This window comes from Enterococcus sp. 2G9_DIV0600 (genome assembly GCF_002140615.1).
In the GTDB taxonomy this organism is placed as follows: Bacteria; Bacillota; Bacilli; order Lactobacillales; family Enterococcaceae; genus Enterococcus_D; species Enterococcus_D innesii.
This window is the reverse complement of record NZ_NGLL01000001.1, coordinates 1,024,161-1,042,323: the sequence shown is the minus strand read 5'-3', so window position 1 is coordinate 1,042,323 and position 18,163 is coordinate 1,024,161. Positions and strand designations below refer to the sequence as shown.

General features: G+C 45.3%; 18 protein-coding genes. 5 read left to right on the top strand and 13 right to left on the bottom strand.

What is annotated here, in order from left to right; genetic code table 11:
* Positions 1-7: 7 nt before the first annotated feature.
* From A5870_RS04995 to A5870_RS04985, 3 genes are all read right to left on the bottom strand, one after another.
* Entirely contained in the window at positions 8-787 is a 780-nt protein-coding gene (locus A5870_RS04995) for a sulfite exporter TauE/SafE family protein (protein ID WP_086292006.1), read from the bottom strand.
* A gap of 99 nt (positions 788-886) precedes the next feature.
* Positions 887-1,621, bottom strand: coding sequence for an ABC transporter permease (locus A5870_RS04990; protein ID WP_086292005.1), 735 nt, complete (start codon positions 1,619-1,621; stop codon positions 887-889).
* Positions 1,618-2,337 carry an ABC transporter ATP-binding protein gene (locus A5870_RS04985; RefSeq protein ID WP_242595986.1) on the bottom strand — a complete coding sequence of 240 codons (720 nt, stop codon included), beginning with the start codon at positions 2,335-2,337 and terminating at the stop codon, positions 1,618-1,620. Before A5870_RS04985 ends, A5870_RS04990 begins: the two co-directional genes overlap by 4 nt.
* 96 nt (positions 2,338-2,433) lie before the next feature.
* Here A5870_RS04985 and A5870_RS04980 point away from each other — a divergent pair, with 96 nt between their 5' ends.
* The 3 genes from A5870_RS04980 (at position 2,434) to A5870_RS04970 (ending at position 4,615) form a co-directional block, all read left to right on the top strand.
* Positions 2,434-3,186 (top strand): polysaccharide deacetylase family protein, encoded by a 753-nt coding sequence (locus tag A5870_RS04980; RefSeq protein WP_170924030.1) that lies wholly within the window; start codon positions 2,434-2,436, stop codon positions 3,184-3,186.
* Complete coding sequence (locus A5870_RS04975) at positions 3,183-4,160, top strand: ABC transporter substrate-binding protein (protein ID WP_086292002.1); 978 nt, start codon at positions 3,183-3,185, stop codon at positions 4,158-4,160. The genes A5870_RS04980 and A5870_RS04975 overlap by 4 nt, the downstream gene beginning before the upstream one ends.
* A gap of 128 nt (positions 4,161-4,288) precedes the next feature.
* Positions 4,289-4,615, top strand: coding sequence for an arsenic metallochaperone ArsD family protein (locus A5870_RS04970; RefSeq protein ID WP_242595985.1), 327 nt, complete (start codon positions 4,289-4,291; stop codon positions 4,613-4,615).
* Between the two features lie 21 nt (positions 4,616-4,636).
* On the opposite strand, the gene A5870_RS04965 is transcribed toward A5870_RS04970, so the two are convergent.
* Complete coding sequence (locus A5870_RS04965; protein ID WP_034878443.1) at positions 4,637-5,296, bottom strand: YczE/YyaS/YitT family protein; 660 nt, start codon at positions 5,294-5,296, stop codon at positions 4,637-4,639.
* Positions 5,297-5,388: 92 nt separating this feature from the next.
* Here A5870_RS04965 and A5870_RS04960 point away from each other — a divergent pair, with 92 nt between their 5' ends.
* Complete coding sequence (locus A5870_RS04960) at positions 5,389-6,057, top strand: cyclic nucleotide-binding domain-containing protein (protein WP_086292000.1); 669 nt, start codon at positions 5,389-5,391, stop codon at positions 6,055-6,057.
* A gap of 125 nt (positions 6,058-6,182) precedes the next feature.
* Here the strand turns inward: A5870_RS04960 and A5870_RS04955 are convergent, their stop codons facing one another.
* The 5 genes from A5870_RS04955 to A5870_RS04935 form a co-directional block, all read right to left on the bottom strand.
* Positions 6,183-7,625 carry a glycoside hydrolase family 32 protein gene (locus A5870_RS04955; protein ID WP_086291999.1) on the bottom strand — a complete coding sequence of 481 codons (1,443 nt, stop codon included), beginning with the start codon at positions 7,623-7,625 and terminating at the stop codon, positions 6,183-6,185.
* Positions 7,626-7,668: 43 nt separating this feature from the next.
* The gene (locus tag A5870_RS04950) at positions 7,669-9,045 is read right to left on the bottom strand and encodes a PTS transporter subunit EIIC (protein WP_086291998.1); all 1,377 of its coding nucleotides are present in this window, start codon (positions 9,043-9,045) and stop codon (positions 7,669-7,671) included.
* A gap of 145 nt (positions 9,046-9,190) precedes the next feature.
* Positions 9,191-10,186: a LacI family DNA-binding transcriptional regulator gene (locus A5870_RS04945; RefSeq protein ID WP_086291997.1), complete on the bottom strand. Its 996-nt coding sequence runs from the start codon at positions 10,184-10,186 to the stop codon at positions 9,191-9,193.
* 369 nt (positions 10,187-10,555) lie between these two features.
* Entirely contained in the window at positions 10,556-11,866 is a 1,311-nt protein-coding gene (locus A5870_RS04940; RefSeq protein WP_081116571.1) for an NCS2 family permease, read from the bottom strand.
* Between the two features lie 160 nt (positions 11,867-12,026).
* On the bottom strand, positions 12,027-12,626 hold the full coding sequence (locus tag A5870_RS04935) for an NUDIX hydrolase N-terminal domain-containing protein (RefSeq protein ID WP_086291996.1): 600 nt from the start codon (positions 12,624-12,626) through the stop codon (positions 12,027-12,029).
* A gap of 188 nt (positions 12,627-12,814) precedes the next feature.
* On the opposite strand from A5870_RS04935, the gene A5870_RS04930 reads away from it, so the two are divergent.
* Positions 12,815-13,819 carry a DUF389 domain-containing protein gene (locus tag A5870_RS04930; RefSeq protein WP_242595984.1) on the top strand — a complete coding sequence of 335 codons (1,005 nt, stop codon included), beginning with the start codon at positions 12,815-12,817 and terminating at the stop codon, positions 13,817-13,819.
* An 88-nt stretch (positions 13,820-13,907) separates the two neighbouring features.
* Here the strand turns inward: A5870_RS04930 and A5870_RS04925 are convergent, their stop codons facing one another.
* The 4 genes from A5870_RS04925 to A5870_RS04905 all read right to left on the bottom strand — a co-directional run bounded on the left by A5870_RS04925 (position 13,908) and on the right by A5870_RS04905 (position 18,034).
* Complete coding sequence (locus A5870_RS04925) at positions 13,908-14,957, bottom strand: FUSC family protein (protein ID WP_086291994.1); 1,050 nt, start codon at positions 14,955-14,957, stop codon at positions 13,908-13,910.
* A 261-nt stretch (positions 14,958-15,218) separates the two neighbouring features.
* Positions 15,219-16,439, bottom strand: coding sequence for an NAD(P)H-dependent oxidoreductase (locus A5870_RS04915; protein ID WP_170924031.1), 1,221 nt, complete (start codon positions 16,437-16,439; stop codon positions 15,219-15,221).
* Positions 16,440-16,465: 26 nt separating this feature from the next.
* Entirely contained in the window at positions 16,466-17,071 is a 606-nt protein-coding gene (locus A5870_RS04910) for an NADPH-dependent FMN reductase (protein ID WP_086291991.1), read from the bottom strand.
* 24 nt (positions 17,072-17,095) lie between these two features.
* Positions 17,096-18,034, bottom strand: a complete 939-nt coding sequence (locus tag A5870_RS04905) for an FAD:protein FMN transferase (RefSeq protein ID WP_086291990.1) — start codon at positions 18,032-18,034, stop codon at positions 17,096-17,098.
* Positions 18,035-18,163: the final 129 nt, after the last annotated feature.

Below are 18,163 nucleotides of genomic sequence, written 5' to 3'. Positions count from 1 at the left end.
GATTGAATTAGAAAAATAGTTGAATGCCATTGTAAATATTGATCAGCAAAACCAAAACGATCACTGTTTGAAAAACCAGTGTCACCCGCTGGGTCGAAAGGACATTGCTTGCCTTTGCCCCGATGAGTCCCCCAACAATGGCTGCCGGAATGACAAACCATAAAACCTTGAGGTCATATAGACCAAAACCTGTCGAAAAAGCGATCGTCAAAATTTTTGCCAGCTGTGAGAAAAAAATCGTACAAATTGAATAAATCGTCGCCTCTTTGATCGGCATGGCAAATAGCAGCATCAATAAAGAAACATTGATGGGTCCGCCGCCGATCCCCAGCAAACTGGCTAGAAAGCCGAGAATCAAGCCGCAAGCTGCATACCAACCGACTTTTTTCAACGCAAACCCGCGCCAGTTATATTTTGTATACAAAAAAGCAAATAATAGTGTCAGCACGGTCACAAGGATTTGTATCAGCTGAACCATCTTGTCGTCTCGAAAGACCAGCAATAGCCGTTCAAAGACAACATTGCCTAAAACACCGCCTAACACAGCGCCGCCAGAAACCCACAAGGCAATCGACCAATTGATTTTCCGTCCACTGGCTAATTGTCTGGCTGTCGAAACGATGGACATCGTGAAGACCGCTGTCGCCGAGTAAAAAGAAATCGCAGCAACAGAATGGGCGCCGATAAAATCGAAAATCGGTTTGATCAGCACGCCGCCCCCCATGCCCGAAACTGCACCTACTGCATTCGCCAAAACAATGACAATAAAATAGATAAACCCTATCACTCGCTCACTCCTTAGTATTGCGATCAACTTTGTTTTTCTTGCTCGATCGCTCTTTCTTATCAATAAATACTATCATACAATGGAGCAACCATTCATTTTCTAAGATTGTCGGTAACGGCACACCACTTTTTCCAACCAATCGATACTGGCAAAAAGCAGATAGCCCATCAAAGCAATCAGGAGGATCCCGGAAAGCATTTGTGGGTAGTCCATTTTTGACCACGCACTTAAGATCAGATAGCCGACACCATACGTCGTGTTATAATTTTCGGCAAAAAAGAGGGAAGCCAACGCGATCCCGATACTGACCCGCACACTGGCAAAAAGCGGGGGCATGAGCGCGGGCAAAATAACGAAGCGCAAGACATGGCGCCATTGGTTGGTATAATTTTTCATGACCTGAAAATACGCTGGTGGGATCTTCATAACTGCATCACGAATCGAGACGATCACTTGAATGACGATCACCGCAAAAATCAAGAGAACTTTTGAGAGATTGCCTAAGCCAAAGAAAATCATAAAGACGGGTAAAAACGCAACTTTAGGAATCGGATATAAAAAGTAAAGCAGTGGACCAAGCAGCCGATCGGCTCTTTGGGATCGCCCAATCAAGATTCCTAACGGCACCCCGACCAGCAACGCCCCACTCAACGCCGTAAATACCCGCAGCAAACTGGCACCTGCGTGGATCAGCAAGACTTCTCGCAATGCCCAAAAACGCTCAGCCGTTTCTAAAGGATTAGGCAGTGAACGATTGTTGGTCACCCAGCTTACACCCCACCAAACCACGACAAACGAACAGAAGCCCCAAGCAAAAGATTTAATGGTTTTCATTGCCTTGCCTCCCTCATTTGTTCTTTCAACTGCAAGACGACTTCATAAAAAGCCAATGAGTCTCGTTCCTGCTGGCTGCCGTAAAAAGTATTACTGATCGGCGTAACGCCTTGATCTTTTAGCAGCAAAATCGTCTGCCCCAAAAACACTGCCTCTTCTGGATCGTGGGTCACCACAATCAAGCTGTTTTGTCTACGCTGCTGTTGGGCAGCGATCATGGCTTGGGCGTTTGCTTTGGTTTCTTGATCTAGCGAAGCGGTCGGCTCATCCAATAATAAAACATCGGGCTGTGTGATCAGTCCACGCCCCATGGCAGCCCGCTGTTTTTGACCGCCGCTAAGCTGATGCGGATAGCGGTCTTGCACCTGCGTCAATCCCAACTCAGCAATACAGCTGGTGACCCATTTTTTACGGCGCTCACTAGGGATTTGGTTGATAAGCAGCGGCATTTCCAGTGCTTGGTAGACTGTTTGCCAAGGAAACAAATGCAGTTCTTGGAAAACGACCTCGATGTTGTCAGGGGAACAGCCTTGGTAAGTGATCGTGCCGGATTGCGGTCGCTGCAACCCTTTGATCAAGGATAAAAGCGTGCTTTTGCCAATCCCCGATTCTCCCAGCAGCACATAGGTCGCGCCTTGTTCAAAACAAAACGAAAGGTTTTTAAAAATAGCGATATCTCCATAGGTAAAAGAAACGGAATCGAATAGAATACTCATCAGAGAATAAACTTCTTTCTTCAAATTATTTGTGTTGGTTTTCACATTTTATGCTATACTATTTTTTGCGTGATTGACAAGAAAGGATGGTTTATGATGTTTCAGACCCTCGTATTTCATGAAATACGTCCCGAAGCAGAACTTTATGATCAGGTCCGCCCGATCAAAGTCGCAGACGGTTATCAAGATGCCTTGCCTCTGCCCTTATTCAATAGCACTTCTCATTTTAAACAACAAATCGACTTTTTGAAAGCAGAAAATTACCATACGTTGACCCTTGCAGAAGTCAAAGATTTTTATTTCCGGCAGCAGCCGCTACCAGAAAAATCCGTATTGCTGACCTTTGACGACTGCTATCAATCGATGAAAGAATATGCCTACCCACTGTTGAAAGAAGCTGGTTTCAAGGCAACTGCCTTTGTCGTGACCGGCTGGCTTTTTGATGCCCCTCAGCCTTACGAGCCAGAAGTTTCACGGACATTGAGCAGCGCCGAATTAGCCGAAATGAGCGATGTCTTCGAATATGCCAATCATACCGATCATTTTCACGAACGCAAGGACCAGCAAGGGCGTTCGATGTGGGAAACACCAGCCGCCTTTGCGCAAGACTTACGAAGCTGCAATCAGCATGTGGCCATCCAGGATGTTTTTGCCTATCCTTTTGGCTTCTATGATCAGCAGACGATCGCCACCTTGGAAAAGGAAGGCTTTGTTCTAGCATTTACAACCAAACCAGGGATCAACACGGCACAAACCAAGCCAATGGAACTCCATCGGGCAGTCATCCCGTTCTCATTACCAATGGCTGCTTTTGAACAACGATTTAGAAACGAGGAAATGAACCAATGAAAAAAACGATTTTAGCAAGTATCCTAGCACTATTCGCTGTCGGCGCTGCCGCCTGCGGCAACACTGGCGAAACAGCAAGTACCAGCAATTCCAGCACTAGCAGTACAGAAGTTGCGGTCACGGATCAAACATTGACGATTGGGGTGTTACCAGCAGAATCAGCGATTCCGATCATTCTAGCAAAAGAAGAAGGCTTTTTCGAAAAGCAAGGATTGACTGTGGAACTCAAATCCTTCACTTCCCCGAATGACCGCAATGTGGCGGTGCAGGCAGGCGAGCTGGATGGTACCATCAGCGATGTCATGACAGAAGCGACCTTCAAGCAAAACGGCATCGATATGACGATCACTTCTGATATTTTGGAAAACTTCAAGATTCTCGCTTCACCGAATTCAGGAATCACTGAGATGAAAGGGTTAGCGGATAAAAAAATCACCCTTGTACCGAATTTCATTTTAGAATACATCATGGATCAATTTGCACAAGAAAATGATTTTACTTATGACATCGTGGATATCGCTTCTTTTTCTGCCCGTTCCGAAGCATTGCTCAATGACCAAGTCGATGGCGCTGTTTATACGGAACCGCAAGCCAGCATGTTGGCTGCCCAAGGGGCGATTGTTTTAGGCAGCTCTAAAGATGCTGGCATCAAAGGCGGCACACTGCAATTTATGGACGAAGTTATCCAAAATCGCCCGCAAGACCTAAAAGCATTCTACACTGCTTACAACGAAGCCATCGATTACATGAATGCTCATTCAGCAAAAGACTATGCCGACATCTTGGCAGACTATCAATTTCCCGATGCTATGAGTACTTACTTAGACAGCCAGGAAGACTATCCGTATGCCCAGGCAGTGCCGCAAGAGCAATTCGACGCGATCATTGCTTGGACAAAAGACAAAGGTCAAATCGACCAAGCGTATTCTTACAACGAGTTGACCAATTTCGATTTTTTACCCGCTGACGAATAGGAAACAACAAAAAAGACGCATTTGCGTCTTTTTTTGTCATTTCACTTAATTTCGGCACTCTTTTTGCTCGTGGCAAGAAATTCAGGTATACTTTTGACAAATCAGCTACCATGAAAGGATTTGATGCAATGCCAACGATCGCTGTTTATACCGACCAGAAAGAAGATACTTGGGAAGCACACTTGACTCACCAGTTAAAAATAAATGAAGAAAGGACTCAGGCTCATCAAACATTCCATAACGAACCTTTAACGATCGACGAATACTTCTTTACAGAAGATCCTGCCCCTTTCCATACGAATCAAGCCGTTAGCCAGCAATTAGCAAGCAATGGGCGCAGCTGTCTTCCGCTCGTTTATGTCGACGATCAGCTATTTTGTCAAGGTCGTTTGCCAACGATCCGTGAATGGGAACAATTGACGAAATCCGGGATCACTGTGCAATTTGATGCGTAAGATCAAAAGGCGTTGAAGGATTTACCCTTGACGCTTTTGCCGTGTCGGTATTCCTAAAGTCAAGTCACGTTCCTTCGACCAAGCGATGGCACCCGACAGCAAAAAGAAACTAATGACCGTCCCTTCCCTCACCGCTAGCGGTAAGCCCAAACTGATCGCTAGCAAGAGCGCCCCCGAAATACAGACCGCATCAACGCCATAACGGTACTGCTTGAACGTCCAGCGACTGCGTTGCGCCAGCAAATGACACCAGTGCTCGATTGGAAATTTCAAGACCTGCAACCGTAAGACTTGCCCCGTCGCCGTTCCAGAAATCAAGATCCCACCGATCAAAGCAGCTAGTTGGCTCCAATAATTCGTCAAGTGAAGCGATGCCAAGAAATAGTAAACAAAGCCATTGATCAAATAGCCGAATGCCAGCAAAGCAAAAAACATAATCAAGTACTCACTGCCTTTTTGTTTGAGGGACGTCTGCCGCCGATCCAATAGCCAACAGGCAGCTAAAAAGCCCAAATTGATGGCTGTTGTGATGGTGCCGACTTTGATTCCTGACATCGTTGCCAGTGTGACATTTAAGGCATTAAAACTACTGACCCCGACGCTGGCTTTAATGGTCAAGCTGATCCCGAAAGCACTCAGCCCATAAAATATCCCAGATCCTATCCATTGCTTTTTATTCATTTTTTCTCCCACACTTTCATTTTTGCTTTTCTAAGTATGTGCTATACTGACTAAAAACAAATAGGAGATTTCTCCTAGTTTGGAGGAAAAAAGTGAAAAAAACCGCTTATGCCTTGGCAATAAAGCAGGTACCAATCAAAGAAAGCTGCCCCTTGCCGATTCCTGAGGAGATTTTACAACAAAGTGCCCTCTGGACCTTTGATCATCGAGAAGCGATCCAAAAAGAAACGGTGCCGATGTCGGTCTTTTTCGTCCTATTGACTGGCAAAGCCAAGATCATTCAAACGCAAGAAAACGGCAAACGTGCCTTGCTACAGTTTCTCCATCCTGGTGATTGCATTGGTGATCTCACGTTGATTGGCGCCGAAACAGTGCCGAAGACCGTGGTTGCGATCGGTGAAACAACTTGTCTGGGCATTCCTATGAAAGCAGCAGCTCACGGGCTCATGCAAGACCTGGCTTTCGTACAAACGCTAGGCAAAACTATCGGTGAAAAATTGCTGCTGCGTATGGATCATTTTTCCGTCAATCAAACCTATCCCTTGGCTTGGCGCCTTGCCCAGCTACTGTTGGAAGCTTCGATCGATGATCTTTTTCAAGAAAAATTAACGGAGACCGCAGAATACTTAGGCGTGAGCTATCGCCATTTGACGTATACCTTAAAAGATTTCAAAACGCAAAAACTAGTCTCAAAAACTGCAGACGGCTATCGGATCGATGCGCCTGCGCTGCAGACCTTTATCCAAAACCAACAAAAGTAGTAGTAAGCAAAAAACGACAGCGAAATAGTTGGTATGATGCTCCCCTAAAAGCCAGAGAAAAAGCTGACTTTTAGGAGGCGCAACAAGAAAAACCAACTGTTTGCTGTCGTTTTCGGGTCGTTGCTTTATTTTTTCGCCAATGCCCATGCATTGACAGTAACCGTGCCAGTTCCGCTGAGAGCGATCGCCTCGGTCCGTTTTGGATACACGCGAGAGGTCAAACAATATTGCCCGCCATTTAAGAAAATCTCAATCGACGACGTATCGACAAAAATCTGCAGCTGCGTCAGTTCATCGACCTTGACACTGCGCTGTTTACGACCGTAGCCAGAAACGCCATGATGGATCGTGAAGACACCAGCTTCATAAGCCAAAGTCGTATCTTGCAAAAGTCCAAGCTGGAACTGCTGCAATGGGACTTCCGCCGTAACTTGCAACTCATATGCCAATTCATCGAAAGACAAGTGCTGCGGTTTCTCTGATAGCACAATTTTTTGGCTGACTTGCTTGTCTCGCAATTTTTGAAATTCTGGCAAAGGTTCTTGATACAACTGGTCATTTTTGACCGAAAGCTGTCTTGGCAGCGTTGCGGCATGCTGCCAGCCGCGAGGGATCGTAGGATTGCTGTATTCAGGACTGGTATCCCCTAGCCCCATCCAGCCCCACAAGATCCGACGTTTCTGCTCATCTTCAAAGGTTTGCGGGGCATAGAAGTCAAACCCATAATCAAGTTCACGAAACGCAGAAGTTTCTTTGAACGTCAGGGTCTCCCAATCCACCTCACCGATCAGATACCCTGATTGATGAATATTTTGGTAGGCATGTTCTTTGGCTGCCAAGCCTTGCGGTGAGAAGACCAACACATCTTTGCCATCTAAATGGAAGTAGTCTGGGCATTCCCACATGTAGCCTAGAGCATAGTCCTCACCGAAAAAGATTCCTCGATAGGTCCATTCATTTAAATCCGTCGATTCATAAATCAAAATTTTGCCTTCGTTTTCCAACGTACGCGCGCCTAGCAGCATATAGTAGGTGTCTTCGTGGGCAAAAACCTTTGGGTCACGAATATGATCGGTAAATCCTTCAGGGTAGTCCTCATGAGGAATCACGACTTCTTGCTTTTCGACGGTATAGCCGTCTTTGCTGATTACATGGACCGTGTTTTGTTCTCGTCCACTAAAGGTATAGTCATGATCACCAGGATGTTTGACATTCCCAGTATAGAAGAAATGGATCGTGTCATTCTCGATAAAGGCAGAGCCCGAGTAGACCCCGTCTTTGTCATAGTCGTGTTCGGGAGAAAGAAACAGCGCTTCTTCTTGAAACGTGACAAAATCCGTCGACGTTTTGTGTCCCCAATGGGGTGGTTCTCCGCCGTGGGGCGTTTGCGGTACATATTGATGGTAAAAATGAACCACGCCTTTGAATTGGCAAAGACCGTTCGGGTCGTTCATCCATCCTGTTTCTGGCATCAAATGATAGTTCAAGCGCCACGCATCAGCACTGATTTTTTCCACTAATTCGCTTTGAGTTTGGGCAAGCTGTGCCCAGTATTCTTTCGTTAACATTGTGGTACCTCTTTTCTCTTGCCGATGAACAACAAGGGATTATTTATTGGTTCAACTCTTTGGCTAGCGGTTTGCGCTGCAATTGGACACCAGCAAAACCGACTGCAAAGGCAATCAAAATCACGAGGACGTATTTCAGCATGGCACCGAAATCTCCAGTATACAACAATAGTCCTGGAATAAAAGTGATGCCCATCCCAGTGGCAGCTAATTGGAAGACATACGTCGCAAACCCGCCGACTGCGCCCCCTAACATGCCTGCGCCAAAAATCCGCATCGAGCGTAAGTTGACCCCAAATAGTAAAGGTTCCGTGATCCCAAATAAGGTTGGAACCGCCGCACTGATGGCATTTGAGCGTTTGACTTTGTTTTTATAAATAAATGCCGCAGCGATCGCAGCCCCAAATTGTCCCGCCATACTTGCTGTACCTAAGACTTGTAGGACGTTTTCGCCTGTCGTATTCAATAACCCTAACTCAATAATACTTAACGAATGGTGCAATCCAGTGATCACGATCACTTGCTGAACTCCTCCGTAAATGATATAACCGATGCCCAATGGTGCTTGCACCAAGTAGACGATACTGTTGATGACTGCTCTTTCAGCTACTTGCAAGATTGGTCCTAACGCAAACAAAATCAAACCTAAAGTAATGACGATCGTTAAGAATGGTGTCACGATCAAGTCCATCATTTGCGGAACAAATTTACGGAACCATTTTTCTAGCTTAGAAACTAAGATCCCGACAATAATTGCTGGAAAAATCGACCCTTGATACCCAGAGATCGATAAACCGAATAAGTGCAGTGGCTCTGCATCCCCGCTGGCAACTGCCCAAGCGTTCGGCAATTGCGGTGCCACCATCATCAATCCTACCACGATCCCGATGATCGGATTACCGCCGAATTTTTTCGTCGCACTATAGGCGATCAAAACAGGTAAAAAGGCAAACGCTGTATCCGTTAACATTTCAAACATAGCTAACCAGTCAGCACTATAGGTGACCCCCAACTCGGTCAATAATCCCCGAATCCCCATCAAGAGCCCCGTCGTCACCAAAGCTGGAATCAGTGGCACCAAGACATCTGACAACGTACGGACAACTTTTTGGACGGGTGACAGATTCGAATACACATCATCTTTGAAGCCAGCTTTTTCAGCGGAGGCGTCATTGCCCATCTCTGCGGCGAAGGCTTGATACACTTCATTGACTTTTCCTGTTCCAAAAATGAATTGATGCTGTCCCGTGTTGAAAAAATAGCCCTTGCTGCCCTCAACTGCTTCCGCTTTGTCTTTATCTACTAACTGATCGTCTTTCAAAATCAAGCGCAAACGTGTGGCACAGTGTTCAAAGTTTTTGACATTTTCTTTGCCGCCAACAGCTTCTAACACTTGGTCGATCGTTTTTTGTTCCTTCATTTTTCCCACTCCTTTGATCGTCGGTCCACTTGTGGAACCGGTTCTACATTTGTAGATTAACAGAAACCGTTTGCAATTGCAAGCAAAGAAAATAAAAAACAGAACGCCGCAACTGGACGTTCTGTTTTCTCGAAAAATATTTGCTTTATCGCTCCTGCTTGTCAAGCTTGGCAGTCGACTGTTTGACCACTAATCGATTCGGTAATTCGATCACTTCAGGAACCTCTTCCCCTTGTGTCAGTTTTTGGATCGTTAAGACGGCATCGATGCCTAATTGGACATAGGGATATTGGGTCGTTGTGATGGTCGGATAGACATAATCCGTCGAATCATAGCCGCCAAATCCGTTCAAGGAAAAGTCTTGCGGCACTTGGTACCCTAGTTCATGGGCGGCTTTCAATACAGCAACAGCGATATTGTCCGTAGCACAGGCGATGTACGTTGCCGGTTGATCTTTCAAGAACACAAGGGCTTTTTGGTACGTTTCTCTTCTAGAAAAAGACGTTTCGATAAAGTCCACCTTGACGTTGGGGGTTTGTGCCAAGACATCAAGAAATCCTTTTTTTCGCAAGACACCTACCGCATAATCATTCTCGCTGACCCCAACAAATAAATAACGTCGGTGGCCAGCGCTGACTGCATATTCTGCCATGTTTTTGCCCGCTTGATAATCTTCATGGACGATGGAATGAATGCCAGCTAACTGTTGACCTAACAATAAAACCGGCATAGGAACCTCTGCCAGCACCGCTTGCAGCTGCGGCGTGATTTTACGCGCAAAAAGGATCATCCCTGCTACTTTTTGTTTGACCAGCATTTCGATATTTTCTAGTTCCCGCTCATCGCTCTGATCAGAGTTGGTGATCAGCATTTGATAGCCGTTTTCCCGTGCTGTCGTATCAATCCCTTTCAACACATCATTTGTCGATGGCGAATTCAATCGAGGAATGATCACGCCCAACAATTTCGTGTCTTGGGCTTTCAGCGAGCGAGCAAATGTATTAGGACGATAGCCAGTTTCAGCAATGATCTGATCAATTTTTTGGCGCTTTTCTTCACTGATATAGCCATTGTTCAGATAGCGGGAAACCGTACTTTTCGCTACTCCCGCCTTTTCAGCAATGTCCTTGATCGTTGTCATGATTTCCCACCTTTGCGTTTTCTTTTATTATATCAATAACTGAAAGAAAAGCGCAGGTTTTGCGTGAAAATTGTTGGGTTGGGCGATTTTGGAAGGAAGTTTCACTTCAAAGTAATCTTACAATCAATGAATGGTAGAGAAACTAAAACCTCCCTTTACAAGATATGGTGAAGATCGATCAGATCATTGAGTATTTTTTTAAGCAATACAACGCCCTGATCCGTCGGCATATAAACCACGGATAGTAAATCCTTATTCAATTCTGAACATTTTTATAGCAAGCGACATATAATAAAAAACCAGTTAAGCGTGGCTTAGCTGGTTTTTTATTATTTGAAATCCTATACTAAGTTTACATTAAAACGTCTCTCACACATTCAAAATCCACATAAACCCAAGAAAGACAAAGAACAAGCCGTACATGATTGGTGAGACTTCTTTGCCGCGTTTGGCTGCTAACATGGTGATTGGGTAAAAGATGAAGCCCAACGCGATCCCATCGGAGATGCTGTAGGTCAACGGCATGCCTAATAGAATCAAGAAGGCTGGGATTGCGATTTCCATTTCGTGCCATTTGATTTCTCGCAGCGATTGCGCCATCAATACACCTACGACGATCAGTGCTGGTGCGGTCACTTGAGAAGTGACAACGGATAGCAATGGTGAAAAGAACAAGCCGAACAAGAAGAAAATTCCAGTCGTCACGGCAGTCAAGCCAGAACGACCGCCCACGGCGATCCCAGCGGAAGATTCCACGTATGCGCCTACTGGTGAGGTACCTAATAAAGAACCAGCGAGCATGGCGGTGGAATCAGAAGCAAGTGCTTTGCCGACCCGTGGCATTTTGTTGTCTTTCATGAAGCCCGCTTGGTTGGCAAGTCCCACCAAGGTGCCTGCGGTATCAAAGAAAGTGACGAGTAAGAAAGTCAGTACTACGACCCACATTTGCAGAGAATTGATGTCTCCTACATGGTTGAGCGCCACTAAGAATGTGGAAGAAATACTTGGTGCAGCAGAAACGATACTGGATGGTGCTTGGATCAAGCCAGTCAAAAGACCTAAAACAGTTGTTGCGGCCATCCCGATAAAAATTCCGCCAGGAACTCGGCGAACCATCAAGACGGCAGTGATCACTAAACCAAAAATCGTCAGCCACGTCGTACCAACACTCAATGAACCTAGCGCCACAAGGGTCGAATCGTCAGAAACGATGATCCCGCCTTCGCTCAATCCCAAAAAGGCGATGAACAGACCGATCCCGCCAGAGATGGCATATTTTAAATCAGCAGGGATCGCATCAATGATCAGCTCCCGTAATTTGAAGATCGTGATCACGATAAAAATCAGTGATGCCACAAACACACCGGCTAATGCTGTTTGCCATGGAACCCCCATTCCAATACAGACTGAATAAGAAAAGAAAGCGTTGATCCCTAATGCGGGTGCTGTAGCGATCGGGTATTTTGCTAGAACTCCCATCAAGATACAGCCCAATGCACTGGCTAACGCCGTTGCTGTAAAGACGGCACCTTCGTCCATCCCAGATGCCCCAAGGACCGTTGGATTGACGAATAAAATATAGGCCATTGAGATAAAGGTGGTAAATCCAGCTAAGATTTCTCGCTTGACCGTTGTTTGTAGGGCATCCAGCCCAAAAAAGGAATTGATTTGATTCTTCATTTTTACTCCTCCAGCAATCAAGCAAAGGTATCACGATTGCTTGATTTTTTATAATGAAAACGACGAAATCAATCATAAACCAACTTTATCTGCAAGTAAATATTATCCGGTTAAAAAAACCAATAAAACGCTTTTTCCAACATCTTACCTTTAGTTGTTTCTAATCCACGTGTAACGACTTCTCATTCACCAATTGCTCCAGCTGTTCCTTGGTGGTGCGCTTGATGGAAAGCTTTGGCAGCTCGGTCAACGCAAAGTAATCGCTGTTGGAGGTTTCACTGTTTTTGATGAAGTCCCCTGCCAGAACCTCACATTCAAAGACCAACTTATAGTATTGAAACACTTGCGGAATGTCTTGTCTTAGATTCGTATCAAAAATTGCACGTAGCTCTTTGACCTCTACTAGCAAGCCGGTTTCTTCCAGCACTTCTTTTTTGATGTTTTCCCGTGGTGTCAAGCCAATTTCTGCATAGCCTCCTGGCAGTGACCATTCTTTCGTCAGGCTGTCTTCCACCAGCAAGATTTTTTCGTCTTTTTGGATCAATGCTCGTACATCGACTTTGGGCGTAGGATAGCCCTCATTTTTTTCTGTTAAAAGGGTCAACGCAGCTGCGTCTTGATCCACGACGGTACTCATCAAATGCAATGCCAACTCTTTGATTTCTTGATAACGTTCCTTATCGTACACATCTTTGCCATAGTACAAACCTGCTTCAGCGATCGATAACAGGCGTTTGTATTGCGCAAAATAATCTTTCATCCATTCCCCGCCTTTTCCATTTCTCTGTTATGCTTCTTATTCTAGAGGAAATCGGCGGTTTTGCAAAAGATTGGCAACCCAATCCTTGAATTCTCATGGCTGCCAACGCCTATAAACGCAGATTTTTGTAAAATCAGTCGATTTAAGGGACAATGAAAAGAGTAGAATGATTTTTCTCAGAAAGGATGATGAAGGTGAACTTAACACCTGATTTAGTTTCCAAAGAACAATTGATTGGAAAAATTCAAAAAGATATGGACCAAACGATGCTCGTCTATGCACTTTTAGTTTGTGCAACGCTGATTGCTTCGATTGGTTTGAACTACAACTCTACGACAACGATTATCGGGGCGATGTTGATTTCACCACTTTTAAATGGGATCAACGGGATCGGCTTTGGTTTAGGTCTTTCTCATTTACGTTTGGTTAAAAAAGGACTGCTGGTCTTTAGCATCCAAGTCATCATCGTACTTATCATCTCATTTGCCTTTTTCTTACTCACCCCAGTCAAAGATACAACACCTGAAATCATCACCCAAACGTCTGCGACGATTTGGGATATTTGCGTCGCATTGATCGGTGGTTCAGCACTGGCATTTGCCAAAGTCAGAGGCCGCGACAACGATGTCATTATCGGGGTCTCCATCGGGACGTCCCTGATTTTGCCGCTTTGTGTAACGGGTTATGGGCTGTCGATCAAAGACTATTCGATTTCATGGGAATCCGCTCAACTCTTCTTCACTAATTCCTTTTTGATTTGTTTTTCCTTGTTCATTACCATCTGGCTGTTGCAGTATGGGGATTTTCGTCACCAAAAATTGTGGAAGTTTGCCGTGGTTGCCTTACCGATCACGGTCATTGGTAGTTTCTTCGTTTATACGACGATCCAAACGACCATCGTGGAATACCATGCCAAGCGTTTTGTAGAAGCCAAACTGGGGGAACATTATTTGCTGGAGCAAACACTTAATGAGCAGAAACAATCCCTTGAATTAAAACTCGTCGGTGAGCCACTCTCGAAACAAGCGGTCGCGCAACTTGAAGCAAGTCTTGAAAACTATGCTTTGCCCGACTACCAGCTCAAGGTCAATGTCTATTCTGCCAATAAAGAGGGGCAATTTGATGCCAAAGTATTAGCCGAAATCCTACAAGTCCAAAACCAAGGAACTTCGAAATTTTTGGGCTTAGACTAAACATTCAATAAACTGGCACCATGATAATTTTCCGATTCCATCAAAAAAAGCAAGAGCAGCTGCTCTTGCTTATCGATGATGGTGCATACTATTGTGTTTGATCCGTCGTGTCTTCTGGCTTATTTCCCAGCGCTTGCTCCATTTGCTTTACTGCCCAATCCATTAGAAAGATCAACAGCATTGCCAGCACGCTGCCAATCAATGCCCCTGAAAAACGCAATGGGATCAATTTCAGTGGCGTAAAACTAGTACCGATCGTCATTAACAGCAGGACTTGTGGGTTGGTAAAAAAATTAGCAACGGTATAATTGACTGGCATAAAAAACTCCGTCAATATGTTTAGAATGATCAAGACAACTGCGATCGCTTCAAGGGGCATATGCAAGGACATCAATAAGAAACCCAGCAGCAGCCCTACGATTCCTCCCAGTACCCTGCCGATCGTGCGATTTTTGATTTTTTCCATATGTTCCCCTGCCAAGACGGCAGCAGCGGAAATCAAGATCCAATAGCCGTTGCTGTCCCGCAACAGATAGGCAATGTAGGTGGCAATAAACAAGATCAAAGAAAAGTGCAACGCTTTGATGACCATTTCTGGTTGCTGAGATAATGCCAGCGAATATTTCTCGTGCAAGCTCAGTTGTTGAAAGGCCGTTTTTTCTTCTTTCAACGGTAGCTGTTCAGCTAACGAAATCACCAGTCCAGCAAGCAGCGAACCTGCGATGCCATAAAGCAAATAGGAACTGTGGTGCAAGATCTCTCCAAGGTGCGCGGCGTGAAAATTAAAGCCGGTGGCATAAAGCATCAACACGAAGAAATAATCCGGCTTGGGGATCCGCATCACTTTTGACAACAAAAACGCAGTAAACGATAACGCACCGATAATAAAAGGCGCGCTCCAAGGAATCAGTGCTGTCCCAGCGCCTAAAATAAAGGCCAGCAGTATCGCCGCGCCGTGGGTCAAAATGGCGCGCAGATTATAAAAAAGGGACCGATGTTGAAAAGCTAAGTATGAAAAAGCCCCCATCGCCCCCACAGAACTTATCAAAGGGTCCTGAACGAGGATCCCTATAAACAAAGGAACCGCCATCGCAAACCCTGATCCTAACGGACGCAAGACTTTTCGTTTGTCTTTCATGCAATTCCTCCTATCACAAAATATGTACGATGATACAGCCGTTTTATAAGCAACGTCCTAAACTAGTATACGAAGCAAACGATGAATATGCAAATTTTTTTCAGAAACTTTGTGAAATCCTCGCAACGATGTCCTTGATCAACTCAATCGCTCATAGAAAACCGTTCATTCATGAAAAAGCAGCAAAAAGAGAAGCATTCGCTTGGCAACTGATTGCAAGCGAATGCTTCTAGCGATTCCTTCTCTCCCTTTAGACAACCCTTATTTCACTGAAGCGCTGGTGACCGCATCTGCTGCAGGTGCGTCATGAGTACTGGCACTAGTGACCGCATCGGTCGGTTCTTGGTGCACAGAAGCACTGGAAATGGCGTCTTCATTGCCGACAAGTTTTTGACCGGTTTGTTGCAAATACCATTCGATGATTGGCTTGAAATCAAGGATGTATTCGTTGATCCCCGCATATTCGCCGTTTTCATCGTGCATCGCTTGATAATTGTGGACGATGTATTTTTCTGGCACCTGTTTCGGTACATGGACCCGAACCGCGTCGGTCGCTCCACTGCGCAGCTGTTGGATCACCCACTCAACATTTTTGAAGGATTTTTCAGGATGGCATTTTGCTAATGGATTGCCGACTTGTCCTGGCACACGTGCTGCCAGCATATTTTGGGCTTCTTCCCGCAGATTGTAATACAAGAATTGGTTGTTGCTATCGGCAAATGTCAATTCCATCGGCATCGAATCTAAGAAGTAATTGATCTGATCGACTGTCAGCAAGCCGCGATTTAGTTTGACGTAGGTATTGCCAGAAACAGCACCGACTGCTTCAGCGGCTTTTTCCAGCCATTGATCATCATACATATCCACCCCTTCCACGGTGGTTGCGATTTTCCCTGTGGCGTAGAGGTCTTCGGGCGGCAATTGTTTGAGACCCGCTAAGGCAGAAACGACTTTGATAAATTGCAAGAAGCTGTTGATCGTCGCATCTAAAAAAGCAACCGTTCGGGCATCGATCAAATCACCCGCTTCATCGAAAGCTTCTTTGGCTTTGCCCAACAAAAACTCATTTCCTGGCATCACTAAAGCATTGACTCCCGGTGCGTCCAAAATCTGGCGCAGATGCAGCTGGGCCCTTGATGTTCCTTGATCATAGTAAGAGGCACCCACGATCATTACTGGTTTGTTTTCCAGAGGATGGATCTTGAATGAAAGCCATTCTAGCAAGCTTTTCAGTCCTGCCGTCACGGTATGGTTGTGCTCTGGTGTAGCAATGATCACACCGTCTGCCATCAGCAATTGCCGATTCAAACGCTGGATGGCTGGGTTTTGGGTTTGATCTTCCTCTTGATTAAATAGAGGAAAGTCTTTGATCTCTACAAGTTCTAACGTGAATTCCTTTTTGTATTGCTTTTTGATAAAGTTCAGCAGCTGACGATTGGTGGAGACTTCAGCGGCTGATCCGACGATTCCGATCAATTTCATTGTCTTTACGCTCCTATCTTTTGCGATTAGATGGTTTCCCATGAAAATTCAGCAGCTTCTTTTTGATTGGCGGCATGGGCGTGCTGCAACTGGCTGGTAATTTTTACAAATAAAAGAAAATCGTTGAACAGTCCTTGCAGTTTTTGGGTCTGCTCTTCATCGATCAAGTTGCCTTGGTCGTCAAACGCTTGCAGCGAATGACCTAAGAGAAATTCAGAGCTAGGCATGATCCGTGCTTTTAACTCTGGAGAATCCAGAATCTGTCTTAGATGAGCTTGGGCACGAGAAGAACCTAACGTCCCATAAGAAGCACCAGTGATCATCACTGGCTTGTCAACAAAAGGGAAAATTCCATAGGACAACCAGTTCAGGGCATTGATCAACGCTGCGGGTACGGCATGATCGTATTCTGGTGTACTGATGATCACACCGTCTGCTACCGCGATTTTTTCGGCAAGCTGGGTTACTTGTACGGGCAACTCCTTTGATTCTGGTTTGTTGAACAATGGGAGATCTTTGATCTCGACTAGTTCGATTTCTGCCTCATTGGCAAACATTTTTTTCATAAACTGCAACAACGTGCGATTGGTGGAACGAGTGGCATTGGTTCCCACGAATCCGATAAATTTCATCCTGTCTCTTCCTTTCTGGTTGGGCTATCTTAAAAGTCTTGCCTGAATGCCTTTAGAGGCGATGACTTCATTTTCTTTGGTTACGATGATTCCTTCGATTTCTGGCTGCTGCTGAATCTCTTGTAAAACAACTGGAATGGGCTTGCCAAACAATCGCGAAGTCCAGATTTCCCCCAGTAACGATGTCGCTGCAACGATCGTGATGCTCAAATACCCACATTCGATGGGAAAGCCACTCTGAGGATCAATCAAATGATGATACGTTCCTTCAGCGGTGGTCAATACCCGCTCATAGATTCCCGAAGTGACGACGGTTTGGTCCTTGATTGGCAGAATGCCCAAGGTGTCTGCCCGACCGCCTTTGGGATCTCGGATCCCGATCCGCCAATGCCCGTCCGAATGATTTGGTGCAGCGCCGAAACAGACAATATTTCCGCCTAAGTTGATCAATCCATACGCTGCTCCACGGGCTTGGCAAAGGGTGCGTAACTTATCAGCGATGTAGCCTTTTGCTAATGCTCCGAGGTCGATCCTCATTCCAGCTTTTTTCAAAAAAACCTTGCCTGCTGCCAATTGGATCTGTTGCGGGTCTGTTAGCGCAAGCAATTCTTTGACCTGCGTCTTTGATACGATGCGGGCATCTTCAAACCCGATGCGCCATGCTTGGACCAGTGGACCGATGGCAATATTCAGCTGACTGTGGGGAGCACAACTATGATGTTTGCCGATTTCGATCAGCTGGTACAATTCTGGATCAAGCACAAGCCCCTTTTGTCCTGCCAACTGATTCAGCTGATTCAATTCCGATCGCGGATCATTGGCACTAAAGCGATGGTCGTATCCTTTCAGCTGGGTCTCTAGCTCGTCCAGTACACTTTCTGGTTTTGTATGAGCGACTTTTAACTCAATGGACGTGCCCATCCGCTGAATCGTGCGAGTGGCTTCTCTCACTGCTGCCTTCATAAAATCCCTTCTCCTCAAAACGATGCATCTCAAATTATGTTAGCTTTTTCACAATTAAAGAATACTCCCGATATATTTTTTTGTCAACACGATTATATATTTTTTTATATAAAAGGAATTCAAAAAAGC